This window comes from Candidatus Pelagadaptatus aseana (assembly GCF_040362265.1).
Classification (GTDB): domain Bacteria; phylum Pseudomonadota; class Gammaproteobacteria; order Pseudomonadales; family Cellvibrionaceae; genus Pelagadaptatus; species Pelagadaptatus aseana.
This window is the reverse complement of the sequence record NZ_BAABNJ010000002.1, coordinates 249287-265666: the sequence shown is the minus strand read 5'-3', so window position 1 is coordinate 265666 and position 16380 is coordinate 249287. Positions and strand designations below refer to the sequence as shown.

Genomic DNA, 16380 nt, shown 5'->3' with positions numbered 1-16380 from the left:
CAGCCATGAGCGGTGAAGCAGCAGCCATGAGCGGAGAAGTAACAAAAGCAACAGCCAGCAATGTGGAGCCAGCAACCTCCAGCAATGAGTTTGAAGGTCTGGATCTGGTCGGGCTCAATCAATTGCTCGAACCGATCCCCGAACTGGAGCCCATTTCCCTGTGGCCGCAAACCGAACTCTGGAACTGGATCTTTCTGGTACTCTTCATTCTGATATTGAAATCGGCATTTAACGCCTGGCGTCGCTGGCAAGCCAATGCTTACCGCCGTGCAGCCTGTCAGGAGGCGCTGGCCGCCAACAATGACACCAATACGCTGGCCAGCATTCTGCGCCGTACCGCACTGGCCGCCTACCCACGCACCCAGGTGGCCAGCCTCTATGGGGACGACTGGCTCAAGTTTCTTGATCAACACTGCGCCGACGTCTGTTTTTCAGAAGGACCCGGGCGACAGCTGATCGAAGCACCTTATCGACCTCAATCTTCGACCGCAAACGGTGACAAGCTGACCCAACTGGTGCTCAGCTGGATCAAAGGCCACCACAACACCGCAACCGAGGAGCCAAAGCATGTTTGAATGGTCCTCACTCTGGGTTTTGTTACTGCTGCCACTGCCCTGGATTGTGCATCGCTATTTGCCGCCACACCGGGAAAAGGTCAGGGCTCTGCGCTTTCCGTTTTTCAAACAACTGGCAGCGGCCAGCGGCTCCACGCCGCGCAAGGGCGCCGTAGTGCTGCAACACGGCCGAGTTGAAATTCTTCTCGCCTCCGTGATCTGGGTGCTGTTATTGCTGGCACTGGCCCAACCGGAAAGACTGGGAGAGCCCATAGAGACAACCAAAGCCGCACGGGATGTGATTCTTGCTATCGATATTTCTGGCTCCATGGACGAAACCGATTTTCTCGACAGCAACAATCAACGGATTCAGCGCCTGGCAGCGGTAAAAGACGTCGTCGGTGAATTTATCGAGCAGCGCGACGGTGATCGGGTTGCCCTGATTGTATTCGGCAGCAAGGCTTTTATTCAGTCCCCCTTCACCGAAGATCTGGCCACAGTGCGTGAGCTGCTCGAGGGCACGGAAGTGGGCATGGCCGGGCCTCACACAGTCATAGGGGATGCCATTGGCCTGTCCATTCGCACCTTTGAAGCCAGTGAAGTGGAACAGCGTCTGCTGATCCTGCTCAGCGATGGTGCCGATACCGATAGCCGTATGACACCACTGAATGCCGCCAACATTGCAGCCGATCGTGGCGTCGAGATTTTCACCGTTGCGGTGGGAGATCCCGACGATGATAGCCAGAGCGAAAATCAGGTGGACATTCCCACCCTGAAAGAAATTGCCGCCCGAGCCAATGGCGAATTCTTTTTCGCCGGTGATCAGGAGGCCCTGGAAACCATTTATGCCCGTATTGATGAACTGACACCACGCAAAGTCGAAGTGCTGTCCTATCAACGCCGGGAGAATCTAGCCTACATCCCACTGATGATGGCCACGCTGCTGGTGGTGACCTTTGTCTTCCGCCGTTATTTCCTGCTGCGCAGGAGGATGGCACCATGAATCTGTTGTTGGACAATCTGCAATACTTTCATTTTCTGCGCCCGGGCTGGTTGCTGTTGCTACCTGTGGTTATCTGGCTCTGGCTGCAATTGCGCGCTCTGGCCAATGCCGCTGACAAGCCACCTAAAATGATGGCACCGCATCTGGCTGAGGCGCTAACAGCAGGCGATGATAATCGCCAGCGCTTTCGAGCCATCGACAGCATTGCTCTGGTAGCTCTGCTGCTGACGCTGGCCACTGCCGGACCCACCTGGAGCAAAGTGCCCAATCCACTGGTGGCTCAAACAGCGCCGCTGGTGGCCGTACTGGCAGTTACCGAAAGCATGACGTCAGTCGATGTGCAGCCCAGTCGTCTGGAGCGGGCCCGTCAGAAATTGCTGGACCTGAGTCAATTGCGTTCCGGCGCCCGCACCGCACTGGTGGCTTACGCCGGCACCAGTCATCGGGTCGTTCCCCTGAGCGAAGATCCACAGGTATTGAAGCCCTTTATTGAAGCACTGTCGGTCAAGGTCATGCCAGAGCCGGGCAATAATGCCTCACTGGCACTGAAACAGGCACAGACCATTCTCGACGCCGAAACGGTTCCCGGTGCCATGGTGTTTTTCCTCGACCAGATCAACAGCGCCGATTTACCCGCGTTTGAACGGCACGTAGCCGCCGAGGGACCAAAGATCCTGTTTGTTGCCACCACCAACGATGACAACCAATGGAAGATGCTCAATAACATCGATGGTATAGATGCCATTCGGTTAACGGCTGATGACAGTGATATCAAGGAAGTCGAAGCCCGGGCGGCCTCGGCTTATCGCGAGGCCGTCTCCCGCGATGACAGCCTGCAGTGGCAAGACGAAGGCTGGCTGTTCACCTGGCCGGCGCTGTTGATCACGCTGCTGTATTTTCGCAAGGGCTGGGCCCTGAGCCTTGGCGCTCCCGCCTTGCTGGCCTGCCTGATGTTTACCCCAAGCCAATCTTACGCCGAGGGAATTGCCGACTGGTTTCTGACCCCGGATCAGCAGGGGCGGCTGGCCTACGAAGACGCCCGCTTTGAGGAAGCCGCGCAGAAGTTTCAGGACCCTCTCTGGAAGGGTATGGCACTGTATCAATGGGGCCGTTACGACGACGCGGTCAGCACCCTGAACCGCCTCGATACCAGTGAAGCGGCCTTTATTCAGGGCATGGCCAACCTCGATGGCCGCAAATATCGGCCGGCCATTAACTCTTTCAAGTTAGCGCTCGAGCGCGACCCCAACAATCAGGCCGCCGCCCGTAATATAGAAGTGGCCGAAGCCATTTTGATTTATGTGGAACAGGCACGTCTCGCCGGGGATACCGGCACCGGCTCCGAGGGTGCCGATGAAGTGGTCTACGACAAAGAAGCGGCAGGTGGCACCGAAATGGACCCATCCAAGGTGCCACAGAAAAAAGCCAAAGCCCTGTCAACCGAACAATGGATGCGCAGTGTCGATAGCCGTGCCGAAGAATTTCTGCGCAGTCGCTTTCTGCTGGAGGCCGCAAGGAAAGAGCCATGACATTATTCCGTTTGCTGATCGCAGCATGCCTGTTGCTGTGCACCACCCAGTTAACCCTGGCCGCCTCCGAACCGGCTGTCGTTCGTGCGGATCAGGCGCCGGTTTATCTGAGTCTGGAGCTGTCGCAGGACAAGGTCTTTCCCGGCACCCCCATTACTCTGAACATGACGGTGTTGGTGTCCACCTGGATGCCCAGAGCTCCGCTGTATCCGGATCTTGAGATCAACAATGTCATGCTGCGCTTACCGTCCAATGCCTCACGCAGTTTCGGGGATATTGTTGATGGCGAGCGCTGGAACGGCACCACCCGCAGCTACCTCCTCTACCCCATGGCAGCAGGCCAGTACACACTGCCCAGCAAGCCCATCACCATCACCTACGCGGATCCGCAAACCCGGCAACCTCAGACTATCGTTCTGCAAACACCGGAACTGGACTTTGAAGGCGTACTGCCTCAAACCAGTCCCCAGCTTGAACCCTTTGTCGGTGCCCATAGCCTGACCATGGAGCAAAACTTCAGTGGGCCGGTAGATACGCTCGAAGCACTGGAGGAACACACCTTCCGTGCGGGTGATGCCATCACCCGAACCATTACCGTGCATGTCGATGGTACCTCGCCGGTGTTCCTGCCCCCCATTCAGACCAGAAGGCCTGAAGCGGGTCTCACCGCCTACCCCAAAGAACCCGAATTGCTGGAAGACTACAGCATGATTGAAGGCATCTCTGGTAGCCGCAGTGAAGAGGTCACCTTCACCTTTGAAGAGGGGGGGCGCTATCAGTTACCCGAGATTGAACTGCGCTGGTACAACCTCGACAGCGGAGAAATAGAGTCCGCCAAACTGGAAGCCATCACTCTGGTGGCCCGTCTGACTCTGCTGCAACGGATTAAAAAACACTGGCGCCTGTTATTGGGGCTGGGTCTGGGCCTGGGGTTTCTGGCACTGCTGGGCAAGTGGCTGCTTCCTCCGGTGTGGCAACGACTGGCAGAAACCGGCCAACACCTGAAAAGCTTGTATCTGGACTCAGAACCCTACGCATATCGTCAGGCTCAGGACGCCATCGATCGCCGCGATCTGGGTCTCTGCCTTAAACAGATTGCCATCTGGCGAGGCAAGATCGGGTCGGAGGATCCGGCCAGCAGTCGATCTCTGACCGAGGCACTGACCGCCATTGGCGCCGACACTTATCACCTTGGTACCAACACCGATTCAGGCCCTCTATGGGCACAACTCGAACAGGCACTGAAACAGAGTCGCAGGGACTATCGGCAGCGTCAACGCCACAACAACCGCGAACAACTGCCGCCGTTGAATCCCTGAGAGGCTATCGGATCAATCAAAGTCGTTTGCATAGTCCTTGGGAGGCGGGGTCCAACCTCGCTCACCGGTTTCATGGCGGTCAATGCGGTCGCGCTCCATACCGGTCTTAATCGCCTCTTCCATCTGAATAAACAATTGCTGGTAATCGTTACTGAAGCGGTCTCCATCACTGCCCTCAAGCCACTGCTTGAATAGCTGTGCCGAGGCATCGTGTTCAATCTTTGAAAACGCCTTGCGCTTTTGCTCGACTAAAAATGGATGAACGCCGAGTCCCTTCATCACTCGCCCACCCAATTCCAACGCCGAGAAGTAGGTTTCATTAACCGTGTCATCTGCGCCTGATTGCATCAACTCGTAACTGTGACCTTTATCAAAAGCACGCGCCACAACCTTGATCTCCGGATAGGTTTTTTTGATGTAGTGAACCAGCGTTCTGGCGGCTTCACGGTTGTCAATTGCCACCACAACCATCGATGCCTCCTCAAGACCCGCGGTGTGCAATAACTCGGGCCGGGTGGCATCGCCGAAGAAACTCTTGATGTTGATCTTGCGCAGGTTATCCACCTGAGCCGCTTCATGATCAAGCACCACCGTTTGCACACCATTGGCCACCAACAGACGATTAACAATCTGACCAAAACGGCCAATGCCGGCGATGATGACCTTACCCTGTTCATCAATGGTATCGAAGGCTGTATTGCTCTCAGTTGCGGCAAAGCGAGGCAGCACCAACTTTTCGTAGAGAATAAACAGCAGCGGTGTCAGAAACATCGAAATCGCCACTACGAGCTGTAAAATGGCCATGACGTCCGTAGGAATCACATGGTTCTGGACACTGAAACTCAACAGCACAAAGCCGAATTCTCCCGCCTGCGCCAGACTGAGTGCAAACAACCAGCGGTTGCTGCCTTGGATCTTAAACAGCACCGCCAGTAACCAAAGCACCATGGCCTTACCGACAATGACCGCGAGCGTCAGCAAAACAATCAACGAGACATGCTCGGACAAGACTGAAAAATTGATGCCCGCACCGACGGTGATAAAAAATAACCCGAGCAGCAGTCCCTTGAAGGGCTCTATATTGGATTCCAGCTCATGACGAAATTCACTGTTCGCCAATACCACGCCGGCGAGAAAAGTACCCAGTGCAGGTGACAAGCCAACCAGACTCATCAGCGCAGCAACACCGACCACGATCAGTAAAGCCATGGCCACAAAAATTTCTCGCAAGCCGGAGCCGGCGACATAGCTGAACAGTGGCCGACTGACAAAATGCCCAGCTACAATCACACTCGCAATGCTGGCGATAATCACCAGGGTGTACGCCCAGGTGGGCAGGCCGGCAACCAGACTCAGTTCTGGATGGTGGTGATCGTCCATGGAGGACACACTTTGAGCCGCATCCAGTAATTCCGGCAGCGCCAGCATCGGGATAAACGCCAGCATCGGAATCACGGCAATGTCCTGCATCAGCAACACGGAAAAGGCGTTGCTGCCACCCTCTGTTTTGGTCAAGCCCTTTTCATTGAATGTTTGCAGCACAATGGCTGTGGACGACAGCGAGAAAATCAGCCCGATGGCCAGAGATACCGACAGGGGTTGCTCCAACACCAACCCCAACCCGGTGAACACCAACGTCGTCAGCAGTACTTGCAAGCCTCCCAGCCCCAACAAACGGTGGCGCATTTCCCAAAGCATTTTCGGCTGCAATTCCAGTCCCACGAGGAACAACATCATAACCACACCAAACTCGGCAAAATGCTGAATGGTCACGGTTTCATCACCCACCAAACCAGCCACCGGCCCGATGATGACACCTGCAATCAGGTAACCCAGCACGCTGCCGAGCCCCAATCTTTTTGCCAGCGGCACTGCAATAACCGCGGCAGCCAAATACACCAGAGCCTGCATCAGATAATACGTCATAGGCTATTCCTTCTCCGGCATCATCGGATTAAGCACTGATGAATCAGCATCTCCGCCGAAATCCAAATCGTTGATCGTGGTCAGTGAAGTAACGGTTTGTGGGTCAATGGTGCCTTGATGAAGTCGTTGCAACAGTGCCCGCCAATTTTTTAAATGACTATCCAGACGCTGTTCTTCCCGCGCTGAACGGCTGGCAAACAGAGCAAAGGGCGGCAAGTATTGCATGCCCGTCAGACTGGCGGTTTGCTCAAGCGGTTGCAGTAATTCTCGTACGGTAAAGTGGTTATATCCCTGAGCGCGATAGGCCTGTTCCTTACCGCCGGCGGACAAGGCGCAAAGAAAAGTCTTACCACGCAGAGCCGTACCTTCATGACCATAGGCAAAGCCATATTCGAGAACCAGGTCTTGCCATTCTTTCAAAATGGCCGGTGTTGAATACCAATAGAACGGAAATTGAAAAATAATAACGTCGTGATCGCGCAGCCGCTGCTGCTCTTTCTCAATGTCGATGTCAAAATTCGGATATTCTGCGTACAGGTCCACCGCGGTGACATACGGACATTGACACGCGGCCTCAAACAACGGGCGATTGACTTCTGAGCGGTGCTGGGAGGGGTGCGCAAACAGCAGCAGAATCCGCTGCTTATCTGACGCTCTGACTGATGCGGTGCCCGCCTGTGACTCGGCACCAGACGAATGGGACGTCGCGGCCATAAGCTGTCCATCTCTTGGGTATGATCAAGACAGCATAGTTGGCTCTTTGGGGATTTTCCTACCCCTGAAATTATCGCCCTCTGTCTTTTTTATTCTTCTTTTTCGCCTTGTGCTCAAAGTGCTGCTTAAGGCGGCGCTTCTTGGCAATCTGGCGATCAGACAACTGGTTTTTACGGCCCGCATAGGGGTTATCAGAGCCCTTGAACTGAATTCTGACCGGGGTGCCATGCAAATCCAGCGCACGGCGGAAGGTTTTCTCCAGATAGCGAACGTAGTGCGCAGGCACCTTATCCACCTGGTTGCCATGAACCACAATAATGGGTGGGTTCTGACCGCCGGCATGAGCGTAGCGCAATTTGATGCGATGGCCATTCACCATCGGTGGCTGATGCACTTTCACGGCATCTTCCAGAATGCGGGTCAGATGATTGGTATTGAGCTTGTCAGTGGCGGCGCTGTAGGCCTGTTCGATGGACTCATAGAGGTGACCCACACCGGTACCGTGCAGCGCAGAGATAAAGTGGACGTCGGCAAAATCGACAAACCGCAAACGACGCTCCAGTTGCTCTTTAATTTTTTCCTTCTGCTCGACTTCCAGACCATCCCACTTATTGAGAGCGACCACTAATGCCCGGCCGCTGTCGATCACCTGCCCCATCAAATGCAGATCCTGATCCACGACGCCCTCGCGGGAGTCCATCACCAGCACCACCACATTGGCGTGCTCGATCGCCTGCAGGGTCTTAACAATGGAGAATTTCTCCACGGTTTCTTTGACGTTCTTACGCCGTCTGACACCGGCAGTATCAATGATGGTGTAAGGCTTATCAAAGCGCTCATAATTGATGTAGACACTGTCCCGGGTGGTCCCCGGCATATCGTAGACAATCACCCGCTCTTCACCCAGCAGCCGATTGACCAGAGTCGACTTACCCACATTGGGCCGTCCCACGATGGCCATGCGAATGCCCTTGGCCTGTTCGTGCTCGTCTTCAACGTATTCCGGAAACTCTTCCAGAACCTCTTGCATCAATGATTTAACGCCACGGCCATGAGTTGCTGTGGTCGGGTAGATTTCACCCAATCCCATCTCGTAAAACGGCGCAATGGAGGCATCGTGGTCATTGCCATCAACTTTGTTGGCCACCACATAGGTTTTCTTATTATTGGCTCGCAAATAACGACCAATTTCTTCATCGACCCCGGTCAGGCCCGCGCGACAATCCACCATAAACAGAACAATATCGGCCTCTTCAATGGCCAACAGTGATTGCTTGGCCATGGCTGAATCAATGCCCTGCTCGTCCCCGGTTATACCACCGGTGTCCACCAGCAAAAACTTGCGGTCGAACATGGTCGCTTCACCGTATTTACGATCGCGGGTCAAACCTTCGTAGTCGGCCACAATGGCGTCACGGCTTTTGGTCAAGCGATTAAACAGGGTCGATTTCCCGACATTGGGACGGCCCACTAATGCAATCACAGGTAACATAGGTATTTCTCTCGCTTAACCAAAAAGTTGTTCTTTCTAAATAACGTAACAGTTTAAAACGCCAAGTCATGGCAGTTTTGTTACCGGCCGGCTACCGGATACTGCTTTCTGAGACACGCCGTAAATACATCCGTGTAGGCTCGATTGCCGCATCCATGCGGCAAACGGTCTCAGAAAGCAGCACCCGGCATCCATCCTTGATCTGTGCCACATCTGATATTGGCACAATCTAGGGAGGGTGCCGGGGGGAAGTATTGGAGACCCTCTCCAGCATGGATGCTGGAGTGGAGCTCCCATGGATGGGTTTACGGCGCGTCTCCAATACTTCCCCTCGGTGGCCGACCGGGAATGCTCACTCTCAGCTTTTTATACAAAACCGCTTTAACCAAAAAGTAGTCGTATAAAAACGCCAACGCGAGGCTCACCTTCAGGTCAGCCTCGCGCGGAGTCAATCATGGGGCCAGTAAGCCCCATGGTTGGAATTACTGGACGCTCAGTGCTTCCAGTTCTCCACTGTTTCCATGTACGTACAGGATATTGCCCACTCCCAACATCGGCGAACGGACACCGTCGCCATCTACCTTGCGGCGAGCAACCATCTGACCATCTGACTGGTTCATTACATGAACGTAGCCGGCATAATCCGCTACGGCAACGTAACTGCCAAACGTCTGCGGTGCACCCAGCTCACGACGAGCCAGTTGATCATTTTCCCATACCAGCGCACCACTGGTTGCGTTATAGGCTTTCAGTTTACCATCAGCGTCGGCAACGAAAACGTAGCCCATGCCACCGGCCAGGTTATTGTAGGTAGACTCCGGCTTGGCCCACAGGCCTTTACCGGTATTGCGATTGATGGCAACCAGACGACCCTGATAACTGCCGCTGAAGATGCTGTCGCCAATCAGCAAAGGCGAGCCATCGATATCCACAACCCGCTCCAGTTCGGAACGGCCGCGCGGTATGGCAATACGTTGTTCCCACTGGGCAGTGCCTTCATTGATGTCCAAAGCCACCACCTTGCCGGAGGAAAAGCCGGTGATCACTGAATTGCCCCAGATCAGCGGCGTGGAGGTACCTCTGAGTGTCAGAGCTGGCGTCACACTCTCGTGCATCCACAATTCAGCGCCATCGTTAGCGTTGAGGCCATAGACGCGACCGGACAGGGTCTGTACCACGACCACGGTGCCGTTACCCTGAGGGGGCGCCAGTACTTCACCACCGACCGCTGCCTGCCAACGGGTCTCACCGGTGGCAGAATCGAGCGCAATCACGTTGCCGGCCTGGGTACCAACAACCACCAGATTACCGGCCACACCCGTGCCGCCGGAAACCGGCTGTTCCAGATGGGTTTCCCACAGCTCATCACCGTTGTTGCGATCCAGTGCGGTGATCAGACCATTGGCATCGGATGAAAACACGCTGTCGTTCAATACCGACAGAGCCTGAATGACAAAACCATCACCGGTTCCAGCGCCCACATCTTCGGACCACAGGGCATCCAAATCCATTTCATTTTCGATATCCACCAGCTCGGCGGGTTCCAGGTCGACACTGTCATTTGAGGAACACGCCACCAACAGGGTGGATAACAGCAGCACGTATAACGGCTTCATTTATTATTCTCCGGCTTCGTTATTTTCTTGTTGGGAATCTTCATTGATTGCTTCAGAAGCTTCGACCACAACACTCGCGGTTTTCAGGTCATCGAGCTTCATTGACAACAGGGCAAACCTTGAGCGATCGGCCTCAGTCATGCTCTGCTGAGCCAGCTCATAGGCCGCTCTGGCCTGTTGGGTATCACCCTTGGCCAGCAAAATGTCTCCGCGACTTTCGGCGAACAGCGATTTGAACGCACCGCTGTCACTGTCAGCAACCAGAGCCAGAGCTGCATCGTAATCCTGCTGCGCCAGCAAAACTCTGGCCAGACGATTTTTAGCCAGACGAGTCAGACTGCCATCGACATTGCGCTCAATAACCCATTGCAATTCTGCAGCCGCCTTACCCAGCTCGTCTTTCTCTACGGCCATTTTGGCCAGAAACAAAGCGGCCTGAGAGGCGTACAGGCTGTTCTCATGATCCGCTTTCAGGCCTTCGGACAGGTGCACAACCGTGGCACGCTTCTCCTCCGACAACGGCTGGCCCGGAGCAACCTCCAATGCCTCCATGATGTCCTGATAGGAGTTAGAGGCAATTTCAGCCTGACGCTGTTGATTGGCCTCCCAACCCTGCCAGCCAAAATAACCGGCCACAACCACGGCAACGCCCACCACTGTGGATTTTCCGTTTTCATTCCACCAGCGCTTCAGCGCTTCCAACTGTTCTTCTTCGGTAAGGTGAGCAGACACAAACGACTCCTAAATTTTTATTGTGTTCAATCGTTACAAATATGATTTCAAGCTTGCAGCGCCTTGGCCACATCTTCAATCGCCAGAGTTTCCTGCGGGCGATCAACGCGCAAAGGTTTCAGGGTAACCATGCCCTGTGAGGCCTCGTCTTCACCAATGATCAAAGCGTATTCGGCGCCACTGCGGTCGGCTTTTTTCATTTGGCTTTTGAAACTGCCACCGCCACAATGATTCATCACTCTCAGGTGTGGCAGTTGATCACGAATCAACTCTCCCAACTGGTAGGCATCCTCCATCACATCGCCAACTGCAAGAATGTAGACATCAACCGATTGGTTCAGGCCCTCAGGGATGGCTTCAAGCTCCTGCAACAACAGGATCAAGCGCTCAACGCCCATGGCAAAACCCACCGCCGGTGTTGCGCGACCACCCAACTGCTCTACCAGACCGTCGTAACGGCCACCGGCACAGACAGTCCCCTGAGCACCCAGTTTGTCAGTAACCCATTCAAAAACGGTCTTACCGTAATAATCAAGACCGCGCACCAGTCGAGGATTGATTTCATACTGTATGCCAGCACTGTCGAGCAGTGCCTTGAGCTTGTCAAAGTGCTCGCGGGAATCGTCATCGAGGAAATCGTGCAGCGCCGGAGCATCATTCAACAGCGCCTGGGTGTCCTGATTTTTGCTGTCGAGAATACGCAGTGGGTTGCTGTCGAGACGGCGTTGACTGTCTTCATCCAGCTGCTCTTTGCGCTCCGACAAATAACTGACCAGAGCCTCCTTGTAGCGGGCTCGGGCGTCGGCGGTTCCCAGAGAATTCAGCTGCAGGGTCACAGCATCACTGATACCCAGTTGCTTCCACAAGCGGGCACTGATCATCAACAGCTCCGCATCAATATCCGGCCCATCCATGCCAAAGGTTTCAACCCCGATCTGGTGGAACTGGCGCAGTCGACCTTTCTGGGGGCGTTCATAGCGGAACATCGGCCCCTGATACCACAATCGCTGGGTCTGGTTATACAACAAACCATGCTGCTCACAGGCACGAACACAGCAGGCGGTCCCCTCGGGACGCAGGGTAACACTGTCACCGTTGCGATCATCGAAGGTGTACATTTCCTTTTCAACAATGTCGGTCACTTCACCGATAGAGCGCTTGAACAGCTCGGTGGGTTCCAGAATCGGGAAACGGATTTCCTGATAGCCATAGTTTTGCAAAACGTCGGCTACGGTAGCTTCAAGGTACTGCCATGCGGCTGAATCGCCGGGCAACAGATCGTTCATGCCACGAATGGCTTGTAGCTTTTTCAAGGTCGTTCCTAAACTAGCTTCTTACAAATTCGGTTTCAGGATTGCTTGGCAATCAGGTCTTTCTCGGCTTCGGCTTTGGCCTCGGCCTTGTCGCGAATCAGGCGCTCGAGATTGTCCACCAGATTGTCCTGTTGCAACTTCTGGTTCGGTTCGCCATCCACGTAAATCAGATTATTGGGGGTACCACCGGCCAGACCGATATCGGCCTCTTTGGCTTCACCCGGGCCATTCACCACACACCCAATCACCGCCACATCCATCGGCGTGGTAATGTCTTCGAGGCGGGTCTCCAGCTCATTCATGGTCTTGATGACATCAAAATTCTGGCGAGAGCAACTGGGGCAAGCAATAAAGTTGATGCCCTTGCTGCGCAATTTAAGACTCTTGAGCAAATCCCAGCCTACTTTGACCTCTTCAACGGGGTCCGCTGCCAGCGAGATACGCAAGGTATCACCAATGCCATCGAGTAATAAAGCGCCCAGTCCCACAGCCGATTTCACGGTACCGGCTCGCAACCCTCCCGCCTCGGTTATACCCAGATGCAGAGGCTGCTCAATCTGACCGGCCAGCTGGCGGTAGGCCTCTACCGCCATAAACACATCGGAGGCTTTAACACTGACTTTGAAATCCTGAAAATCGTAGGAGTCCAGAATATCCACATGACGCAGCGCCGACTCCACCAGCGCCGCAGGCGTTGGCTCGCCATATTTTTTCTGCAGGTCTTTTTCCAGAGAGCCTGCATTAACACCGATACGAATCGGAATGTTCATATCCCGCGCCTTGTCCACCACCGCGCGAATGCGCTTTTCCCGGCCGATATTACCCGGATTGATGCGCAGACAATCCACGCCCAGGTCCGCCACTCTTAAGGCGATGCGGTAATCGAAATGGATATCCGCCACCAGCGGTACATCCACCTGCTTGCGGATTTCGCCAAAGGCCTCGGCAGCCTCCATGGAAGGCACGGACACCCTCACAATGTCGGCACCGGCATCCTGAATGCGTTTAATCTGGCCAACGGTAGCGGCGACATCGGTGGTTTCCGTGTTGGTCATACTCTGAACGGAAATGGGAGCATCGCCGCCTACGGCAACATCGCCCACCATGATCTGGCGAGATTTACGCCGCTTGATTGGGGATTCAAAGTGCATGAAAAGTGCCTGTCTATACTGCTTAATCTGTCAATATATTGCGGGCGGTGAGAATCACTCAATCACCGTCCTCAAAGTTTTTCGAAAGCCATTGGGCTGAAGTGTGAAGGGCTTACCGTTAAACAGAACCTGTGCCGCTCGCACGTTACCCATCATCACTGCAAATGGGGCTTTTCCCGCAGCCTCAAAACGGTCACCCGCCTGATAGAGATCCGCGGCCAGCACATCGCCATTGGCATCCGTAATTTCCAGCCAGCACTCGTCACTGAAGTTCAGCACCAGTGTATCCATGGCCGGGCTCTGCTGCTCCTGAGAGCTGCCAGCATCCTGTTGCTGAGACTGAACCGCTTGCTCATCAGTTGCAATAGCATCTACAACGTTTGAGGTTACCTCTTCAACCGCAGAAGATACCGCTTCCTCTGCTTTGATGTCCTGTGTGGCATTAGCTTGCTGACTCGACTGGGAGCCATTATCTGCTTCAGCATCATCGGCAGTTTGTGTGTTCTCTGAATCAGGTTCTGGCACTGCAACCGTTGGTTTCACTTCCTGTGCAGGCAGAATTTTGGCTTCGGAAAGCGTCGATTGTGGCTCATCTCCGGAACCAAACAACCATACCGCCAAAGCCCAGATAACCAGCACCGCAACACCGATCTTCAAGCCCTGTTTAAAGGGAAACCTGCCACCGAGTTTTTCAGACTCGGATTCAGCCGCTTCGTTATTGGGGGCCTGCTGCTGGTGCTGCTGGAAAGCGTCCAATAGCGTATCGGTATCTACTTCAACCAAACGGCTGTAGGAGCGGAGGTAACCAACAACATAGGGGGTATCCGGTAAATTGTGATACTCATCCGCTTCCAGAGCCCTGATATAAGTCACCGTAATTTTCAGATGCTCGGCCACCTGCTCTTCGGTCATTTCGGCGGCCTGACGGGCCTGTTTCAGATTCTGGCCCGGGGTCATACTGTTGTTGTCGCTTGTTACATCCATTTCCATTAAGGGTAAAGCCTGCTGTTGTACTATTTAATCGTTGTTATTCTGTAATGGTTTTACTGTATTCCAGATACTCTTTCGAGTACGGGTACATATTTTTCAAAGCCAGTGCGGCACTGGCCTCCTGATCTTTGTTACCAAAAATTCGCTCCAGGCGAACCTTCAGCCACAAGCTGGCCGCCGAAGGGCGCCCGCGTTTGTATTTATTGTACTGATCCAGATAAAACTTTGATGACGGGTAATCCTTTCGCTCAAACAGGATCTCAGCAAGTTCGATATGGGCTCGGTATTGGCGAGGATTGAGACCTACGGCCTGACGAAGCGAATCGACCGCATCGTCCTCTTTACCCAGCTTCAACTGGGAGCGTCCCAGGTTCACCAACGCCATATCGCGCCGGGTATAGGTAAAATCGGAAACCACTTTTTTCAGGTGCTTTTCAGCCTCGGCGTATTCCGCCTTTTGGTAGAGAAACGAGGCATAGTTATTGCGCGCCTGGGCATTGTCCGGATCGAGCATCAAGGCTTTGCGGAAATGCTCGTCGGCTTTATCCATGTCGTTATCGAGCTGATAGACGTAAGCCATGCCATTGTAGGCTCCGGCCGATGAACTGTTGATACTCATGGCTTTGAGAAAGTGACGCCGGGCAGATTCTTTGTCGTTGTTGCGCAAATAGGCGAAACCCGCATCCACATGAGATTGCTCAGCCTTCTTTTCATCCACGGGATCTTTGGTGCTCTCCATGGTGGTGACACAACCCGACAGGGCAAAGACCATCACTAACGCAGTCAACAAAGAAGGTTTCATATCAGCGGCTACCTCTTGAGTCCTTAAGGGGATTATCCTGAATCAGGAGGGAATAATACGCACAGGCTCGGCAGTTTGGTACTGCTTTTGTTGTTGCTGATTGCGATAGCGCTCGCTGCGACGGGTGCGATCGTTGACCGCTCCGGCCAACTGGCCACAAGCGGCATCAATATCATCACCGCGGGTGGTTCTCACTGTAGTGGTGTAACCGGCCCGGATCAGAATATCCTGAAAGTTACGCAGGGCATTGTTACTGACGCGCTCGTAATCCGATTGCGAGAAGGGATTGAACGGTATCAAGTTGATTTTAACCGGTATGTCTTTCAGCAATTCCGCCAATTCATGGGCGTGGTGGGGACGGTCATTGACCTCACGAATGAGGGTGTATTCGATGGTCATTTTACGGCGATTGTCCGGCAGGCCCTCGATATAGCGCTTGGCGGAATCCAGCAGCATGGCAATGGGGTACTTTTTATTGATGGGCACCAGCTCATTGCGCAACTCATCGTTGGGCGCGTGCAGCGACACCGCCAGACAGGCATCGGTGTACTGTCCGAGACGATCCAGTTCCGGCACCACACCCGAGGTACTCAGGGTAACGCGGCGCTTGGACAGACCGTAACAATTATCGTGCATCATCAGATTCATGGAATCGACGACATTATCGAAGTTCAATAGCGGCTCACCCATGCCCATCATGACCACATTGGTGATGATGCGTGGGCGGTTTTCACCAAATTGACCGTAGGACTTGGCCGTCAGCCAGACCTGGCCAATAATTTCAGCGGCGGTCAGATCGCGGTTAAAACCCTGCTTGCCGGTTGAACAGAAACTGCAATCCAGGGAGCAGCCCACCTGTGAAGACACGCATAAGGTACCGCGGTCGCCATCGGGAATCAGTACGGTTTCCACCGCGCTGCCGCCCTCGACTTTAATCAGTAGCTTACGGGTGCCATCAGCCGAATCCAGTTGTTGGATAACTTCTGGAGGACGGATCTCCGCGATGCGCTTGAGCTTCTCGCGGAGAACCTTGCTGATATTGGTCATATTATCGAAGTCATCCACACCCATCTGGTGGATCCACTTGAGCACCTGGGTGGCACGAAATTTCTTCTCGCCAATGGACTCGAAGAACGCAATCATCTTCTCCTCGGAGAACCCCAGAATATTGGTCTTCTCTGTGGATGTGCCTGCTACTTCGTGGGCCAGTTGCTCAGTCATGATAAATAACCTCTATCG

The 16380-nt window shown here is 54.1% G+C and carries 14 protein-coding genes; 4 read left to right on the top strand and 10 right to left on the bottom strand.

Annotated elements, in window-relative coordinates:
- From ACPXV9_RS03785 to ACPXV9_RS03770, 4 genes are all read left to right on the top strand, one after another.
- Window positions 1-575, top strand: a 575-nt coding sequence (locus tag ACPXV9_RS03785; RefSeq protein ID WP_423894723.1) for a DUF4381 domain-containing protein, incomplete at its 5' end; no start/stop codon positions are given.
- Entirely contained in the window at window positions 568-1557 is a 990-nt protein-coding gene (locus ACPXV9_RS03780; protein ID WP_423894721.1) for a VWA domain-containing protein, read from the top strand. The genes ACPXV9_RS03785 and ACPXV9_RS03780, both read left to right, overlap by 8 nt.
- Complete coding sequence (locus ACPXV9_RS03775; RefSeq protein ID WP_423894719.1) at window positions 1554-3086, top strand: VWA domain-containing protein; 1533 nt, start codon at window positions 1554-1556, stop codon at window positions 3084-3086. Before ACPXV9_RS03780 ends, ACPXV9_RS03775 begins: the two co-directional genes overlap by 4 nt.
- The gene (locus tag ACPXV9_RS03770) at window positions 3083-4405 is read left to right on the top strand and encodes a BatD family protein (RefSeq protein WP_423894717.1); all 1323 of its coding nucleotides are present in this window, start codon (window positions 3083-3085) and stop codon (window positions 4403-4405) included. The genes ACPXV9_RS03775 and ACPXV9_RS03770 overlap by 4 nt, the downstream gene beginning before the upstream one ends.
- Window positions 4406-4417: 12 nt before the next feature.
- Here the strand turns inward: ACPXV9_RS03770 and ACPXV9_RS03765 are convergent, their stop codons facing one another.
- The 10 genes from ACPXV9_RS03765 to rlmN all read right to left on the bottom strand — a co-directional run bounded on the left by ACPXV9_RS03765 (window position 4418) and on the right by rlmN (window position 16362).
- Window positions 4418-6331, bottom strand: a complete 1914-nt coding sequence (locus tag ACPXV9_RS03765; RefSeq protein ID WP_423894715.1) for a monovalent cation:proton antiporter-2 (CPA2) family protein — start codon at window positions 6329-6331, stop codon at window positions 4418-4420.
- Window positions 6332-6334: 3 nt separating this feature from the next.
- Window positions 6335-7045, bottom strand: a complete 711-nt coding sequence (locus ACPXV9_RS03760; RefSeq protein ID WP_423894713.1) for an NAD(P)H-dependent oxidoreductase — start codon at window positions 7043-7045, stop codon at window positions 6335-6337.
- Window positions 7046-7115: 70 nt separating this feature from the next.
- Window positions 7116-8537 (bottom strand): ribosome biogenesis GTPase Der, encoded by a 1422-nt coding sequence (gene der, locus ACPXV9_RS03755; protein WP_423894711.1) that lies wholly within the window; start codon window positions 8535-8537, stop codon window positions 7116-7118.
- Between the two features lie 482 nt (window positions 8538-9019).
- Entirely contained in the window at window positions 9020-10153 is a 1134-nt protein-coding gene (gene bamB / locus ACPXV9_RS03750) for an outer membrane protein assembly factor BamB (protein ID WP_423894709.1), read from the bottom strand.
- A 3-nt stretch (window positions 10154-10156) separates the two neighbouring features.
- Window positions 10157-10885, bottom strand: a complete 729-nt coding sequence (locus ACPXV9_RS03745) for a YfgM family protein (protein ID WP_423894708.1) — start codon at window positions 10883-10885, stop codon at window positions 10157-10159.
- A gap of 47 nt (window positions 10886-10932) precedes the next feature.
- Entirely contained in the window at window positions 10933-12198 is a 1266-nt protein-coding gene (gene hisS, locus ACPXV9_RS03740; RefSeq protein WP_423894706.1) for a histidine--tRNA ligase, read from the bottom strand.
- A gap of 35 nt (window positions 12199-12233) precedes the next feature.
- A complete protein-coding gene (ispG, locus tag ACPXV9_RS03735) occupies window positions 12234-13349 on the bottom strand; it encodes a flavodoxin-dependent (E)-4-hydroxy-3-methylbut-2-enyl-diphosphate synthase (RefSeq protein WP_423894704.1) in 1116 nt (371 codons plus the stop codon).
- Window positions 13350-13403: 54 nt separating this feature from the next.
- Window positions 13404-14333 (bottom strand): RodZ domain-containing protein, encoded by a 930-nt coding sequence (locus ACPXV9_RS03730; RefSeq protein WP_423894702.1) that lies wholly within the window; start codon window positions 14331-14333, stop codon window positions 13404-13406.
- Window positions 14334-14376: 43 nt separating this feature from the next.
- A complete protein-coding gene (pilW, locus tag ACPXV9_RS03725) occupies window positions 14377-15141 on the bottom strand; it encodes a type IV pilus biogenesis/stability protein PilW (RefSeq protein WP_423894700.1) in 765 nt (254 codons plus the stop codon).
- Between the two features lie 42 nt (window positions 15142-15183).
- Window positions 15184-16362, bottom strand: a complete 1179-nt coding sequence (gene rlmN, locus ACPXV9_RS03720; protein ID WP_423894698.1) for a 23S rRNA (adenine(2503)-C(2))-methyltransferase RlmN — start codon at window positions 16360-16362, stop codon at window positions 15184-15186.
- Window positions 16363-16380 lie beyond the last annotated feature (18 nt).

Bases quoted from the DNA above. Each gene is read 5' to 3' on its own strand.
- ACPXV9_RS03780 (WP_423894721.1), top strand. From the start codon at position 568: ATGTTTGAATGGTCCTCACTCTGGGTTTTGTTACTGCTGCCACTGCCC.
- ACPXV9_RS03775 (WP_423894719.1), top strand. From the start codon at position 1,554: ATGAATCTGTTGTTGGACAATCTGCAATACTTTCATTTTCTGCGCCCG.
- ACPXV9_RS03770 (WP_423894717.1), top strand. From the start codon at position 3,083: ATGACATTATTCCGTTTGCTGATCGCAGCATGCCTGTTGCTGTGCACC.
- ACPXV9_RS03765 (WP_423894715.1), bottom strand. From the start codon at position 6,331: ATGACGTATTATCTGATGCAGGCTCTGGTGTATTTGGCTGCCGCGGTT.
- ACPXV9_RS03760 (WP_423894713.1), bottom strand. From the start codon at position 7,045: ATGGCCGCGACGTCCCATTCGTCTGGTGCCGAGTCACAGGCGGGCACC.
- der (WP_423894711.1), bottom strand. From the start codon at position 8,537: ATGTTACCTGTGATTGCATTAGTGGGCCGTCCCAATGTCGGGAAATCG.
- bamB (WP_423894709.1), bottom strand. From the start codon at position 10,153: ATGAAGCCGTTATACGTGCTGCTGTTATCCACCCTGTTGGTGGCGTGT.
- ispG (WP_423894704.1), bottom strand. From the start codon at position 13,349: ATGCACTTTGAATCCCCAATCAAGCGGCGTAAATCTCGCCAGATCATG.
- ACPXV9_RS03730 (WP_423894702.1), bottom strand. From the start codon at position 14,333: ATGGATGTAACAAGCGACAACAACAGTATGACCCCGGGCCAGAATCTG.
- pilW (WP_423894700.1), bottom strand. From the start codon at position 15,141: ATGAAACCTTCTTTGTTGACTGCGTTAGTGATGGTCTTTGCCCTGTCG.
- rlmN (WP_423894698.1), bottom strand. From the start codon at position 16,362: ATGACTGAGCAACTGGCCCACGAAGTAGCAGGCACATCCACAGAGAAG.